Source organism: Neobacillus notoginsengisoli (assembly GCF_003515685.1).
GTDB classification, from domain to species: domain Bacteria; phylum Bacillota; class Bacilli; order Bacillales; family Cytobacillaceae; genus Bacillus_D; species Bacillus_D notoginsengisoli.
Genome location: NZ_QWEG01000005.1, coordinates 108082 through 122045, shown reverse-complemented (window position 1 = coordinate 122045; position 13964 = coordinate 108082). Strand labels below are relative to the sequence as shown.

At 44.8% G+C, this 13964-nt stretch carries 16 protein-coding genes and 1 riboswitch; of the genes, 4 read left to right on the top strand and 12 right to left on the bottom strand.

What is annotated here, in order from left to right; all coding sequences use genetic code 11:
• Positions 1-56: 56 nt before the first annotated feature.
• The 3 genes from gcvPB to gcvT are packed head-to-tail and all read right to left on the bottom strand — an operon-like array spanning position 57 to position 3979.
• Positions 57-1517 (bottom strand): aminomethyl-transferring glycine dehydrogenase subunit GcvPB, encoded by a 1461-nt coding sequence (gcvPB, locus tag D1B31_RS09045; RefSeq protein ID WP_118920456.1) that lies wholly within the window; start codon positions 1515-1517, stop codon positions 57-59.
• Positions 1510-2856, bottom strand: coding sequence for an aminomethyl-transferring glycine dehydrogenase subunit GcvPA (gene gcvPA / locus D1B31_RS09040; RefSeq protein ID WP_118920455.1), 1347 nt, complete (start codon positions 2854-2856; stop codon positions 1510-1512). The genes gcvPB and gcvPA overlap by 8 nt, the downstream gene beginning before the upstream one ends.
• A gap of 16 nt (positions 2857-2872) precedes the next feature.
• Positions 2873-3979 carry a glycine cleavage system aminomethyltransferase GcvT gene (gcvT, locus tag D1B31_RS09035; protein WP_118920454.1) on the bottom strand — a complete coding sequence of 369 codons (1107 nt, stop codon included), beginning with the start codon at positions 3977-3979 and terminating at the stop codon, positions 2873-2875.
• 404 nt (positions 3980-4383) lie between these two features.
• Positions 4384-4473, bottom strand: a riboswitch (glycine riboswitch).
• A gap of 332 nt (positions 4474-4805) precedes the next feature.
• Here gcvT and D1B31_RS09030 point away from each other — a divergent pair.
• Both D1B31_RS09030 and D1B31_RS09025 read left to right on the top strand, forming a co-directional pair.
• Entirely contained in the window at positions 4806-6491 is a 1686-nt protein-coding gene (locus tag D1B31_RS09030) for a DEAD/DEAH box helicase (protein ID WP_118920453.1), read from the top strand.
• The gene (locus D1B31_RS09025; protein WP_118920452.1) at positions 6469-7260 is read left to right on the top strand and encodes a YqhG family protein; all 792 of its coding nucleotides are present in this window, start codon (positions 6469-6471) and stop codon (positions 7258-7260) included. The genes D1B31_RS09030 and D1B31_RS09025 overlap by 23 nt, the downstream gene beginning before the upstream one ends.
• 571 nt (positions 7261-7831) lie before the next feature.
• On the opposite strand, the gene D1B31_RS09020 is transcribed toward D1B31_RS09025, so the two are convergent.
• The 9 genes from D1B31_RS09020 to comGA are packed head-to-tail and all read right to left on the bottom strand — an operon-like array spanning position 7832 to position 12584.
• Positions 7832-8014, bottom strand: coding sequence for a YqzE family protein (locus tag D1B31_RS09020; RefSeq protein WP_118920451.1), 183 nt, complete (start codon positions 8012-8014; stop codon positions 7832-7834).
• Between the two features lie 25 nt (positions 8015-8039).
• Positions 8040-8561: a shikimate kinase gene (locus tag D1B31_RS09015; protein WP_158587507.1), complete on the bottom strand. Its 522-nt coding sequence runs from the start codon at positions 8559-8561 to the stop codon at positions 8040-8042.
• Positions 8562-8576: 15 nt separating this feature from the next.
• A complete protein-coding gene (gene comGG, locus D1B31_RS09010) occupies positions 8577-8951 on the bottom strand; it encodes a competence type IV pilus minor pilin ComGG (RefSeq protein ID WP_158587506.1) in 375 nt (124 codons plus the stop codon).
• Positions 8952-8956: 5 nt separating this feature from the next.
• A complete protein-coding gene (gene comGF / locus D1B31_RS24220; RefSeq protein WP_275670710.1) occupies positions 8957-9427 on the bottom strand; it encodes a competence type IV pilus minor pilin ComGF in 471 nt (156 codons plus the stop codon).
• Positions 9381-9707, bottom strand: a complete 327-nt coding sequence (locus D1B31_RS24215; protein WP_158587504.1) for a type II secretion system protein — start codon at positions 9705-9707, stop codon at positions 9381-9383. The genes comGF and D1B31_RS24215 overlap by 47 nt, the downstream gene beginning before the upstream one ends.
• Positions 9694-10134 (bottom strand): competence type IV pilus minor pilin ComGD, encoded by a 441-nt coding sequence (comGD, locus tag D1B31_RS09000; RefSeq protein WP_118920447.1) that lies wholly within the window; start codon positions 10132-10134, stop codon positions 9694-9696. The genes D1B31_RS24215 and comGD overlap by 14 nt, the downstream gene beginning before the upstream one ends.
• Positions 10131-10466, bottom strand: a complete 336-nt coding sequence (comGC, locus tag D1B31_RS08995; RefSeq protein ID WP_240035226.1) for a competence type IV pilus major pilin ComGC — start codon at positions 10464-10466, stop codon at positions 10131-10133. Before comGC ends, comGD begins: the two co-directional genes overlap by 4 nt.
• 17 nt (positions 10467-10483) lie before the next feature.
• Entirely contained in the window at positions 10484-11536 is a 1053-nt protein-coding gene (comGB, locus tag D1B31_RS08990; protein WP_240035225.1) for a competence type IV pilus assembly protein ComGB, read from the bottom strand.
• Positions 11478-12584 carry a competence type IV pilus ATPase ComGA gene (gene comGA / locus D1B31_RS08985; protein ID WP_275670709.1) on the bottom strand — a complete coding sequence of 369 codons (1107 nt, stop codon included), beginning with the start codon at positions 12582-12584 and terminating at the stop codon, positions 11478-11480. The genes comGB and comGA overlap by 59 nt, the downstream gene beginning before the upstream one ends.
• A gap of 353 nt (positions 12585-12937) precedes the next feature.
• On the opposite strand from comGA, the gene D1B31_RS08980 reads away from it, so the two are divergent.
• Positions 12938-13639 carry a helix-turn-helix transcriptional regulator gene (locus tag D1B31_RS08980; protein ID WP_118920445.1) on the top strand — a complete coding sequence of 234 codons (702 nt, stop codon included), beginning with the start codon at positions 12938-12940 and terminating at the stop codon, positions 13637-13639.
• Positions 13640-13724: 85 nt separating this feature from the next.
• Positions 13725-13964, top strand: coding sequence for a DUF2626 domain-containing protein (locus D1B31_RS08975; protein WP_118920444.1), 240 nt, complete (start codon positions 13725-13727; stop codon positions 13962-13964).

Genomic DNA, 13964 nt, shown 5'->3' with positions numbered 1-13964 from the left:
TCTTTTACCACCTAATAATGAGTAAAAGCCCGCACGGATTGAGTGCGGGCTTTCTGTTATTCCGGACGGTACCGTAGGACTGGCTTCCTTGCTGCCATCGTTTCATCCAGGCGGCCGACGACGGTTGTATGCGGCGCTTCCTGGACAATTTCCGGGTTCTCCTCTGCTTCTTTGGCAATCTGGATCATTGTGTCAATGAATCCATCGAGTGTTTCCTTCGACTCTGTTTCTGTCGGTTCAATCATGATACATTCCTCAACATTCAGAGGGAAATAGATGGTTGGCGGATGATAATTGAAATCAAGCAGCCTCTTGGCGATATCCAATGTACGCACGCCAAGCTTCTTTTGCCTCCGTCCGCTTAAGACGAACTCGTGCTTGCAGTGGCGGTCGAATGGAAGGTCAAAATGCGGCTGCAGCCTTCTCATCATATAGTTTGCATTCAACACAGCATACTCTGTCACAGCCTTCAGTCCATCCGGACCCATGGAGCGAATGTATGTGTAGGCACGGACGTTAATTCCAAAGTTACCGTAGAACGGCTTGACGCGTCCGATTGACTGCGGCCTGTCGTAATCGAATACGTATTCGTCGCCGCGTTTTGTCACGATCGGTTTTGGCAGGTACGGGATAAGGTCAGCTTTGACGCCTACCGGGCCGGAACCTGGTCCGCCTCCACCGTGCGGGCCGGTAAATGTTTTGTGGAGATTCAAGTGGACAACATCAAAGCCCATATCTCCAGGGCGGGCCTTTGACATAACGGCGTTCAGATTGGCGCCATCATAATAAAGTTTTCCGCCTGCTCCGTGGACGATTTCCGCCATCTCGAGAATGTCTTCCTCAAACAGCCCTAGTGTATTCGGGTTTGTGAGCATGAGTGCTGCCGTATCCTCCCCGACAACCCTGCGAAGGTCTTCGAGGTCGACAAGGCCATGCTCATTTGACTTTACCGTTACGGTTTCAAAACCAGCAACCGTTGCGGAAGCCGGATTTGTTCCATGAGCTGAGTCAGGTACAATGACCTTGGTACGCTTAAAATCATTATTTGTTTCATGGAAGGCGCGGATCATCATCAATCCGGTCCACTCTCCGTGCGCGCCAGCTGCAGGCTGCAGCGTGACTTCATCCATTCCAGTAATCTCAATCAGGTGCTCCTGCAGGTCGTACATCAGAGCAAGCGCCCCTTGTACGGAACTTTCATCCTGGAGCGGGTGGATATGGGCAAAGCCGCTGTACCTGGCGACATTCTCATTGATCTTTGGATTATATTTCATCGTGCAGGAACCAAGCGGATAAAAGCCTGAGTCCACACCATGGTTCCGGGTCGAAAGTGCTGTATAGTGGCGCATAATATCGAGTTCCGAAACTTCCGGAAGGTTCGGCTCCTCCTCGCGTACATAGCCGACCGGGAGAAGGCCGTTCAAATCCAGCTCGGGCACATCCATTTCTGGCAGGCTGTAGCCAATGCGTCCTTGTTTGCTTACTTCGAAAATTAGCGGCTGGTCCTGGTTATGCATGTAGATCCCCCAATTCTTTTGCAAATGTATCAATTTCCTCTTTCGTCCTAAGCTCCGTTACTGCTACAAGCATATGGCCTTCCAATCCGCTATAGTCACGGCTGAGATCGTAGCCTCCAATCATGCCTTTTTGCAAAAGGGCCTGGTTGATTTCCTTAACAGGCTTGCCAAGCTTAATGACGAATTCATTGAAGGACGGTCCGTCCATGACAATTTCAATGCCGTTTTCCTTCAATACTTTCTTTGCATAATGCGCCTTCTGAATATTAGCTGCGGCCATCTCACGGACGCCTTTTTTGCCAAGCGCAGTCATCGCGACAGAAGCCGCCAGGGCATTCAGCGCCTGATTGGAACAGATATTAGATGTTGCCTTATCACGGCGGATATGCTGTTCGCGGGCCTGAAGTGTCAATACGAAGCCGCGGCGCCCTTGATCGTCCTGTGTCTGGCCGACTAGCCTGCCCGGCACCTTCCTCATCAGCTTTTCAGTCACGGCAAAGTATCCGCAGTGCGGGCCGCCGAACGCTGCGGGAATACCAAACGGCTGTGCATCGCCCACGACAATGTCCGCACCGAATTTCCCAGGCGGGGTCAAGACGCCCAGTGCAAGCGGGTTGCTTGATACAACAAACATTGATTTGTTCGCATGAGCGATTTCCTCGATTTCCTTCAACTGCTCAATTCGTCCGAAAAAGTTCGGATATTGGACGATAACTGCCGCAATATCTCCGCCAGCAAGATCTTTCATGGCTTCGAGGTCAGTCAGACCGTCCTTCACAGGGATTTCAACTACTTCAATGTACTGTCCCTTCGCATACGTTTCTACAACGGCCCGAGATTCAGGATGGACAGCCTCGGAAATCAGGATTTTTTTCCTTCTGGTCTGAGCGGCACTTAGCATCGCGGCTTCAGCCAGAGCTGTCCCTCCGTCGTACATGGAGGAGTTGGCAACATCCATACCGGTAAGCTCGCAAATCATCGTCTGGAACTCGAAGATAGCCTGAAGCTCACCTTGCGAAATTTCCGGCTGGTATGGTGTATAAGCAGTATAAAATTCGGAACGGGATAGAACATGGTCCACGATGACCGGCATATAGTGGTCATAAACACCAGCACCAAGGAAAGATGCGTGGCTCTTAAAGTCGGCATTCTCTGCAGCAAGTGCAGCCAGTTCCTTCATCAGTTCCGTTTCTGATTTTGCCGGTTTAATATTGTATTCGCCCTGGAATCGCACTTTCTCAGGAATATCACTAAAAAGCTCATCAACGGATTTAACCCCAATGGTTTCAAGCATGGCTGATTTGTCTTGTTCAGTCATCGGTAAATAGCGGTGTTTCATCAGGTTTTCCCCCTAATTATTTCTTATCACGTTTATAAAACGGTAGTGGTACAATTTTCGCTTTCAGCTTTTTGCCGCGGATTTCAACTTCCAATTCGTTGTCCAAACCGGCAAATTCGGAGTTAATCAGCACATTGCCGACATTTTTCTTCAATGTTGGTGATTGGGTGCCGGTGGTAACTACGCCGATTTGTTCCCCACTTGAATAGACAGGATAGCCATAGCGCGGAATTCCCCGGTCAATCATTTCAATACCGGCAATCTTTCTTGGAAGGCCATTCTCCTTTTGCTGCTTCAAAACTTCCTTGCCAATAAAGTTTTCTTCTTTGTTTACCTTAACAGCAAAGCCGACTCCTCCCTCCAACGGGGAGATTTCAGGTGAAATTTCATGCCCGTATAAGACAAGGTTGGCTTCAAAGCGGAGGGTGTCCCGCGCTCCTAGGCCACATGGAAGCACGCCTTCTTCCTTGCCTGCTTCAAGGACTTCCTTCCAGAGCATGGCTACATCAGCCGGGTCGCAGTAAATTTCAAAGCCATCTTCCCCTGTGTAACCGGTTCTTGAGACAAGCGCTTTTGCGCCTTTCAAATCAACTTCGTCCTTGAACTTGAAAAAGCCGATTTCGGAAAGATTATCCTCGGAGGCAAGTTTCTGAAGGACTTGCTCTGCCAAGGGCCCTTGGATGGCAATTTGGGCGGTTTGATCAGAAAGGTTCTCCATCGTTACATCGCCTTCAAGATGGTCTTTCAGCCACTCATAATCTTTATCGGTATTGGAGGCGTTTACGACTAACAGATAATGGTCGGCACCCATTCTATATATAAGAAGGTCATCCACAGTTCCGCCGTTTTCATAACACATTGCCGTATATTGTACCGCGCCATCCCGCAATTTCGATACATCATTTGTCATCATTTTCTGCAAAAACTTCAGGCTGTCCGCACCCTTGACTTCAATTTCGCCCATGTGGGAAACATCAAAGAGGCCCGCTTTCGTCCTTACTGCTTCATGTTCTTCTTTGATACCAGAAAATTGTACCGGCAGTTCCCAGCCGCCAAAATCAATTGTTTTACCACCGTACTCCTTGTAAGCCTCAAAGAGCGGAGTGCGTTTCAATTCCGGCATTTAAAATCCCCCTTGTCTCATTTGTCCAACCACTTTACTTCTCTTCCGATTTTCACAGTTTTGCAGCCTTCATGTTTTCCCATGTTGGTCTGTTATGTTAGGACAATAAACAAACCCATTCTATTTAAAAACCGTGCTGCAAAAAAGGACAGAGACCTCCCTTGTTGCAAGAGAGGTCTCTGTCCTTTCACCTGAAAGTTTGCCTGTAACCAGGTTTTCCCCTTTGGTGGCTTTATCCCACTCTTAACGGATAGTCAAGACCCCCACCTCGAATTTCAGAGGAAACAAAGTTAGGCCGGGGTAAACTGCCCGTAAAAGTCCGATTGGTTCATCTAACCATCAGTAGGGATGAGCCCTCTGATGGAAGATTCACTTTCTCCTATGTAAAGCGCTCTCCAGAGCCGCGTCCAGCAAGAGTTCTTTTGCCTGAGAGATTCACATACCATGCTTGCTCCTTCGGCGCTACAAAACGTAGTCTCTCCCCTTGCCTTCATCCGCTATTATAATATTTTATAAACAGGTCATACTAAGAGATACCATCTCTCACTGTATACCTGCCAGAAGGAACACTTTTTATGAGTAATTCCATAAAAAAGAATCCCCGCCAACATGCCCTTCCCAGGCCACTTACTGGTTCGGGAAAGCTTGAAACAAATGAAAACGGAAGATTGTTGCAATTTTTAAAACTCTTAAGTCTACCTTCATCCTACCATTAAACGGGTTTGCGGGGCAATGCTTTTAAACCCTTGTATTGAGTTTACCATAAAAAAGTAAGCGTTTGCATCTTTTCTTTAAAGAAAGAATTATTTTGAAAGGGGGCACTTGGATGCCTGTTGAAATAAAGTTCGATTCCGACTGGCAGAAGGATTTTTTGCACAAGATTGACCATGACGGCCCCTGGGGGAATTGGGAATTGTTCAAACTAGCAATAAGTGCTGAACGCCAGCTTGCTATTCCTGAATTTGAAGGACTGCAGGCCCCTAATTATTTGCCGGAATTAACTCCCCTTCCGCACCAGCTTGAAGCGGCACGCCAGGTCGTTGAAAATATGAATGGAAAAGCCATTCTTGCAGATGAAGTCGGTCTAGGCAAAACAATTGAGGCCGGTCTCATCTTAAAAGAATATATGATCAGGGGCCTGGCTAGAAAAGTGTTGATCCTTGTCCCGGCTTCCCTTGTTACCCAATGGGCAATGGAACTGAATTCTAAGTTCCACATTCCGGCAGTCTCGCAAAAAAAAGCCTATGTATGGGAACAGTGCGACGTTGTCGTTTCCTCTATCGACACGGCGAAAAGAAGCCCTCATAGGGAGCTTGTTTATAAGCAGGATTATGACATGGTGATTATTGATGAAGCCCATAAACTGAAAAATAACAAAACGAAAAACTACGAATTTGTACAAAACCTGAAAAAGAAATTCTGCCTCTTACTAACTGCAACACCAATCCAAAATAAAATTGGGGAAATATTCAATCTGGTCTCACTGTTAAAACCCGGGCATCTCGGCAATGAATCGGCGTTTTATGAGAAATACAAGAAAGACTCTCGCTCTCTAAATGAAAATGCCAATTTAAAGGAGCTTGTAAATAAAGTAATGATTAGAAATCGCCGCGGCGATACTGGCATTGAATGGACAAAGAGGCATGTCGAAACGATCCCGATTGAATTTTCCGAGACCGAAAGAAATCTTTATGAGGCCATCTCTGAAATGCGTCAGTCGGAGGATTGGGCTGGAGCAAGTGCTTTCTCAGTTATGACTCTGCAAAGGGAAGCTTGCAGCAGCAGGGAAGCAGTCTATTATACATTGAAAAATATGCTGCAAAAAAGGGAGGCTTCCCCCGGCCTCGACAGTGTCATCATTAGGCTCATTGAGAAAGTCAATCAGGTTGAACGCAATTCAAAAGCAGAAAAGGCACTGGATCTCATCCAAAGGATCGACAGCAAGGTCATCATCTTTACAGAATACCGGGCAACCCAACTGTACCTCCAATGGTTTCTCAAACAGCATGGCATCAGTTCTGTCCCTTTTCGCGGGGGCTTTAAAAGGGGGAAGAAAGATTGGATGAGGGAGCTCTTCGAAAAGCATGCCCAGGTGCTGATTGCGACCGAGGCAGGAGGAGAAGGAATCAATCTCCAGTTTTGCAGCCATATCATCAACTTCGACCTGCCTTGGAATCCGATGAGACTAGAACAAAGAATTGGCCGCGTTCACCGCCTCGGCCAGAAACAGGATGTGAAGATTTATAATTTTGCTGTAAAGAACACAATGGAAGAACATGTATTAAAGCTTTTATACGAAAAAATCAACCTTTTTGAAAAAGTAGTTGGCGAATTGGATGATATTCTCGTCAAGTTGGAGCTTGGCAATATTGAAGACCATCTGGCTGATATTTTTGGGCACTCTGCAACTGAAGGGGAAATGAAAATAAAAATGGAGAACTTATCATCAATGATTGAATTCGCTAATGGAATTCGGGGGGATAGCCAGCATGCTGCAGCAGGACATTCATGATTTTCTTATCCGCTATTTCGAAGCGAATAACTGCGAAATTACGGACCGATCTAACAGCCATCTTTCTGTCCAGCTAACTGCAGAAATCGACAAAGAACTGATGAACCGGCCTTTCTACTGGCATTATCTTGAAAGAACCGGCGGAATTCCAAATCCGTTGACGATTACATTGATAACAAATTCAGGAAAAGAACCTGAAGGGGTAAAAGGGGAAAAGATTCATTTTGGCTCCCCAAGGCTTCACCAAATATTTGAGTCGGCAAAATCATTGGCGCGCTATACACGGCTCTACCAATCGCATGTAAGCACTCGGCAGACCGCTCTCCTTCCCTGGCTATGTCTCAATGTGAAAGTGTCGTATCAATGCGACCGGAAAAGGGATGTCTTTAAATCAATTGGCCTTCATTTAATAAACGGGCGAATGATCGAGGAATTTCATGACAGAATGCTCGAAATTTCTTTGACACCTAAAATTCCCGATTACTCCTATACAATCTCTCCGCTAATCAAACCTGGAAGCGGATTGATGCGAATTGAAAACTTTCTTCGGTCAGGAATTGAAGCAGAAAAGCATGACTGGGCAAATGCGGCAGTGGAAAGATGGAAAAAGGATTTGCGGCTCTTGGAACATTTTTACGAGGACTCAGAAGAAGAACAGAATGAAAGCTATAGAATAGAAAAAATGGCTTTGCAGGAACAATATGAGCCGAAGATAATCATTTCCCTTATAAATGGCGGCCTTTTTTACCTAAAGGAAGATGCTGTATGAACAAAAGCGCAAGCGCCTTCGTGACAGGCAAAAAACGCCTGTCCCTGCGATGATTATTCTGAGGAGCTTTCCTTTTTGGTCATCGCTGTACAAACTGGAGGGGCTTCGACTGAGATAAAGTGAAACTTCCATCAGCGATTTTTGCTGATGGTTAGTCGCGCAGAGCCCGATTGATTTTTCTAAGGGCTGAAGCCCTAAGAAAAATCTTATTTCACGAATCGGACCTTTAAGGTCAGTTGCCGACGGAGGAGGCTTGACTTCCCCTTAAGAGTGGGATAAAGGAATCACGAAGAGCGAAGTTACTACCTGCATTACTTCATGAATTAACATCTTCGAGAAGCTGCGTGGGCTTTGCGACGAGCTGAAGATATGCTCCCCGAATATGCTATGGCGCAGGAGCACCTTAGCGCATTCGTGCATGACTTATCGTAGGGAGGAGACCTGAAGTTTGCGCACGCGTAGGCGCTGAAGCTAGATGTAGCCACGCTAAATAAGTGAATTATCCAAATTCGCAAAATCTAGAGTTTCCTAAGCTAGAACTAAAAACGAGAAGCGGCCGGTAAGCCGCTTCTCATTTTTTTCTGTTCTTCACTTCTAGATAAATATAATAAGGCAATATACCAAACCACCGATACCAAAAAGAAGCTCTCTCCTGCTTTCTCTCTATCCGCATCCTTTTGCGTTCATCCCTCGGCTGGTCAATGTATTTAACAATCGTTTTCGTCATATAGTCCACATAGTCATTCGTTTTCACAATCCACACCTGCTTTCACTTTCTCTTAACAAGTATGTCCGTATTCTATTCCTTTCAAACGATCAATCAACACGCTAACAATCTGTTCGGGTGTTCCTCCATCCGTCTTGATTTGTATATCCGCCGTCTCGGTATAAAGGGGAAGCCGCTGGCTTAGGCGTTTCCTGATTTCCACTTCCTTCTTACCAGCTAAAAGTGGGCGGCTCTCATCCCCTTTGAGTCTTGTTAAAATTTCTGTTTCAGTAGCTTCAAGGTAAATGATAATTCCAGTTTCCTTCATTAACTTTCTGTTTTTCTCCCTGAGAACAACACCGCCCCCTGTGGCGATGACCCCGCCTTGTGATGGAATACTCTCTAACAGTCCTGTTTCCAGGTTTCGAAAATATTCTTCACCATGGTCCTTAAAGATTTGATTAATGCTCTTCCCATTAACCCCGACAATTTCATCATCCATATCCATGAAAGGCAAGTCCAGCACTTTTCCCAGCAGCCGGCCAACTGTGGATTTTCCCGAACCCATAAACCCTATTAAATAAAGTGTTTTCATTTGATACATCTCCGTTTAATTCTTTTCCATCCATTTTATCATTTTTTTCATCGCCGTATCATAATAGCCATATCCTTCAACCGTGTGGGCATTACCTATTGTTACGATTAAAGTAACTTTTAGCAGTCCTGGCGCATCCGAAGCTATTGTATATCTTACAGTTCCCCGTTCATAGGAAAAACTCCCTTTACTCAGCGATGCATCCTTTTGTAATGCACTTTCCGTTTTTTTTAGAGAAGAAAGTAAGTAATATTCTTCTAGCAGAATGGCCTCTGATTCTTTTGACATCTTCTCTTCTATCAGCAATAGTTCAGACGCCATTGCCAGGAAAACAGAAATCGCAAGCAGAAAGGCAAGAGTCAACGGATACGTAAATCCTCTATCGTTCATATTCATCAGCTTCTTTCCCAGGACACAAATGAGTGGATGCTCCCTTCATACTCCTTCCCCTTCAAGTCAATAATTCGAATAATGACTGTTTGGTTCTCAACGAAAAAGAATACACTTGAGATATTCTGGATAATAATTTCATGTCCAGTCAGGTTTACCCTCCTCCTAAGACTCGACCCATACTTCTCATAAATAATGACATCCTTTCCGTTTTTAAGGAGCAACTTTCCCGATTGCACTTCAACGGAACTGCTCATCCGCAGCTCTTTTTTTGACTGGCTTAAAAAGACTTCCCATTCCATATCCTGAAGAACACGCTCCGCCCTGTTTGTGCTGTTCCCCATTATGAAAATGGCAGGCACTAAAAGATTGGCGATGATACAAAATGCGCTGAGGGAAAGAAGCATTTCGGCCATGGAAAAACCTGATTCACTCCCTTTTCGCGCATAACGCTTTTTTTTCTGATAAATGAACATATTCCACACAAACCTCCCCTCCGCCATCAGACCTTTCCATATAGCGAATGGAGTAAGAGGTGCCGTCAATGTTTTTTTTGTCATTCCTTGGGAGGATGCCATCAGCTTCTGAGGCCAGTAGTTCAGCATACAATAGCTTTCTGGCATTCTTCTCCCTTTTAATCTGGTCACTTTTGTCATATACAAACATCAGGGCTGGAACAAGGAAGAGTGCGGCAACACATAATGCAGAAAGGGAAAGCAACATCTCGGCAAGGAAGAACCCTCTATTCTTCCGCAATATAAAACTTCCCCCTTCCAATTAGAATGGTCAATCTGTATCTTCGGCCCTCCGTCAAAATGAAGAATGAGCCAAAACGGTTCACGTTACCGTTTGCAACGAATTTGACAGTCAAGGGCATGGAACCCGGAACAGCCTTAATCTCCTTGGGATAGTTCCGAGCGATGAGAGTCGAACCATTAAACCCGTCATACGCATAGTAAGCGTTGTCTGTCTCTTTAAAAATGATTGTACTTTCTCTTTGATGGGAAAGGGCGTACATTTGTGCATAATAAAAATCCGCTTTGAGGATATTTAAAAATGCTTCTCTTTTTGCCGTTTGATAAACAGGCCTTGCGAGCGAAAGGCAGACGGTGGAAATGACGAGGAATCCTGCCAGAGCAATGAGTGCCTCCACCATCGTAAAGCCTTTTTCACTCCTCATCATGGCCCAGAAATTGCCTCCTCGGTTACAGTACCGCCCGGACCTATGACAATTTTGGTATTTCCTCCTGGGCACCCACCTGCATTTTTTGGAAGGTACTCAGCCTGAACAAGTTCAGTTATTGAGGTTGGGTATTTTCCTAAATCCATTTCATATGCCTGAACCTGTGCCTCTACCATTTTCTTATAAGCTCCGCAGCCTTTTTTATTGATATTTTCATTATGCTTCGTGACATTGGGGATTGTAATCACTAACAGCACGGATATAACCAACATCACAACCATCATTTCGATGAGGGTGAACCCTTTTTCATTTCTTTTCATGATCTTAAACATTCTCATTTCCTCCTAAATTAGATTCCGTCAAGCATATGAAACATTGGCAATAATATGGCCATATAAATGGACACCACAAGGAGTGCGATCACCAAAAACATAGTTGGTTGGACCGCTCTCGTGAATTTTTCCACTCTTGTTTCCAAACTGCTCAGGCAATGTTTGCTATAAAAGTACAATTCCTCGCCTAGCCGGCCATTGTCCTGTCCATGGCGGACAATAAAGGATAGTTCAGGTTCAAAAAATGGAGAGCCGCTCAAGATAGATTCAAATGCTTCCCCCCCGGCAAGCTGCTCCTTCATAAACCGGCCTGTCCTGCTGAAAAAAGCTTGTTTTGTATTTTCTTCAAAAAAAGACAATGCTTCAAAAACCGATAAGCCGCCGTTGAGTAGGTAACTTAGTTGAATTGAAAAATAATGAGTGTGGATTAACCTGAGGAGCCTTCCGGCAAACGGGATTTTTAAAAGAAGTTTTCTTTGGGAAAGAATAGGAAGTTTTTTGAACCATAGGTGGTAAACACCTGTACAAAGGAAGAGAGCTGCTCCAGCTCCCCAGCCAATAAACGGAAGAGCTTTTCCAAATGCCGCTATGACGATTGTGAAGAAATTGGCTTCGAGGCCCATCGTATTAAAAAGCATTGTAAAACGGGGAAGCAGTGACTTTTGGACAAAAATCATTAACAAAGCCGTAAAAGCCAGGAGGATGAAAGGGTAATACATTAGTTTCAAAAGCTTTTTGGAATCCTTGTCCCTTTTTAAAATGGCGGAGCTTCCTTCTAATACAGCTTCTGCGAAATTGCCGTGTTTTTCAGCAAAATAGACATATCCAGCCAGCTCCCGATTAAATCCCATTTCTTCCAAAACTTTATGGAATGGAAGCCCATTTTTTAACGATTCCAGGCAACTGGATAAATCATTTTTTCTGTGTCCTGGCATCTGCCAGGACAGCGACTCAATTGCCTCGGCTATATGGTAGCCCCTTTGTAGCAATTCACCGGCTTTTTTCAGGAAATCAGCCTGATCCCTGAGGGGCCATTTCTTCTTCCTCATTTGAAAATACCAGCCTTTCATATTCGAACTCCTTAATATACCCTAGGGCGATACCTTTTCTGATTGTTTCCCTTAAAGTTGAATAGCGGGAACCGTTTTCCACCCCTCTTGAAGACCTGATTGCGGATTGAAGTTTTTTGCCTGACAGGAGTTCAAATACACTCGCCCTTTTCCTCACCCCGCTTGAGTGGCAATAGGGAGAGCAAGTTCCTCCGCAATACGGGCAATTTAATTCCACGATTCGCTGAGCTGTGACTGCCAATAAAGTTTGTTCAACCTCCAGCCAATTCACTCCGAATTCATGAAGCCGGTGAATCGCTCCGGGCGCATCCCTTGTATGCATGGTTGTCAGGACCAAGTGGCCAGTAAGCGAGGCCCTCACAGCGGTTCTTGCAGTTTCGGCATCGCGAATTTCCCCGACCATTATAATGTCTGGATCGTGCCTTAAAATTGCTTTAAGTCCGGCAGCATAAGTTACTCCCGCCTTTTCATTTACCTGTACCTGCAGAACAGTACCGCATTCCTTTTCAATTGGATCTTCAAGGGTAATGATGCTGCGATGATGTTTGCTTGCAGTTTCATGTAATAAGGAATAAAGTGTTGTCGTTTTCCCGCTACCAGTCGGTCCCGTCAGAATGATCATTCCATGGGCATGCTTGAGGAGGTTCAGCAATTTTTTAGACATGTCGGGAAAAAGGGAGAGTTGCTCAAAGGTGAACTTTTCCTGTTGGGGAAGGAGCCTGATGACCAGGCTTTCTCGCTGATTGGACGGGAGTGTTGAAAGTCTCAATCCATATCTTAAGCCGTCTACTTCAGTAATAATTGCCCCGCTCTGCGGCCGGCGCCTTTCACCAATATCCATATGGGCAGTAAATTTAAAATGGGAAATGAGCCTTTCACACTCTTCTTTTGGCAGGACCATCTGCGGGGTAAGCCTGTTTGTAATGCGAAGCTGGATGAGTGTGTCTTCTTTGCGGGGAAGGATGTGGATATCAGTGGCATGCTGTTTGACAGCATCTGAAATAATCCGGTCAGCGAGGGCTTCTATAACGCTTGCAATTAGAACCACCACCTTTCGATTTTATTATACAGAAAAGCCGACAGAATTCTACTTTCTTCTATAGGTAAATTGTGAATATTTTGCAAACAAATTTAATGAACTGTAACAATGCGAACGGTTTGAATAAATATAGCCGGAAATTCTCTTAACTTTAATAACGGAATGTAAAAAATGTTCAGAATCCAGGTATTGACAGAAATCACGTTTAATGTTTGTTTAACCTTTGTGTAATCTTTACCGAAGAGCAAGGGTGCAATTGTGAACACTTTCTAAACATATAGTGTTAACATTGTTAACCTCATTCCAATGATGATTTGGCTGTATTATAATAGAGTAAATTGAAGGGTCCGAGGTGAACCAAAATGGAGCAAACGTTAAAAATTACAAATGTGCTTTCCGATCCAACCAGGTATTATATCTATCAATACATTACAAAGCGCCATCAAGAAGTAACGGTCCAGGAGGTTGCAGATAATTTTAATATCCATCCTAACGTTGCCCGCCTGCATCTTTCCAAGCTTGAAGATGTAAATATGCTTTCTTCTGAAACGAAGAAGACCGGGAAGGGTGGCAGGCCAAGCAGGCTTTACCGTTTATCCGAAGGTTTGATTCAGCTTCACTTCCCTTACCGGGATTATATGCTTTTATCCAGAGTCGCTATTCAGACCATGCTGTCACTTGGCGAGGAAGGGAAGAATGCACTCTACCTGACCGGAAAACGGTTCGGGGTTGAAGTCATCGAACAGGAATTGGTTAAAAAACAGCAAGCCGGCGTGGAGCTGGATTTCGAACAGAAATTGAGCATTCTTAAAAGTGCCGCGACACTCGCTGGTTTCGATCCTGAATTTGAGATCAATGAGAAACAGACAAAAATTTACTTCCAAATCTTCAATTGCCCGTTCAAAGAAGTTGCTGCCGATCATTCCGAGGCCGTCTGCAGCATGCACCATGAGTTTTTAAAAGGGATGTTCGAAGCACTTTTCGAGTCAGCCGAATTAATTGAGCACGGAAATATTGCGAATGGCTGCGATACTTGTTCCTACCAGGCACTTGTAACAAATTAACTTAAGAGACGATAGTTTACTTTTCCATCTCTTTTATCTTATAATATTCTACGATGGGTATTGCGGGTAAAAGGGAGGGTTACATATGGAGCGGATGTATAGAGGACTCGGCTTCTGGACAGGAATTTTCACAGTCATGTTTTATATTGGGCATATGCCAAAAACAGCTTTGCTGTTCCTGGCCCAGACCGGATTCTTTGTTCTCTTAAGTTATCTTAAATTATCCGAACGCATGTATATGTATGTATTTGGGGCATATTTGACAGTATTCTTTGCTGGTTTCACCTACTGGACTACTTTTATGATGCCGCTTGGAGGAAACTGA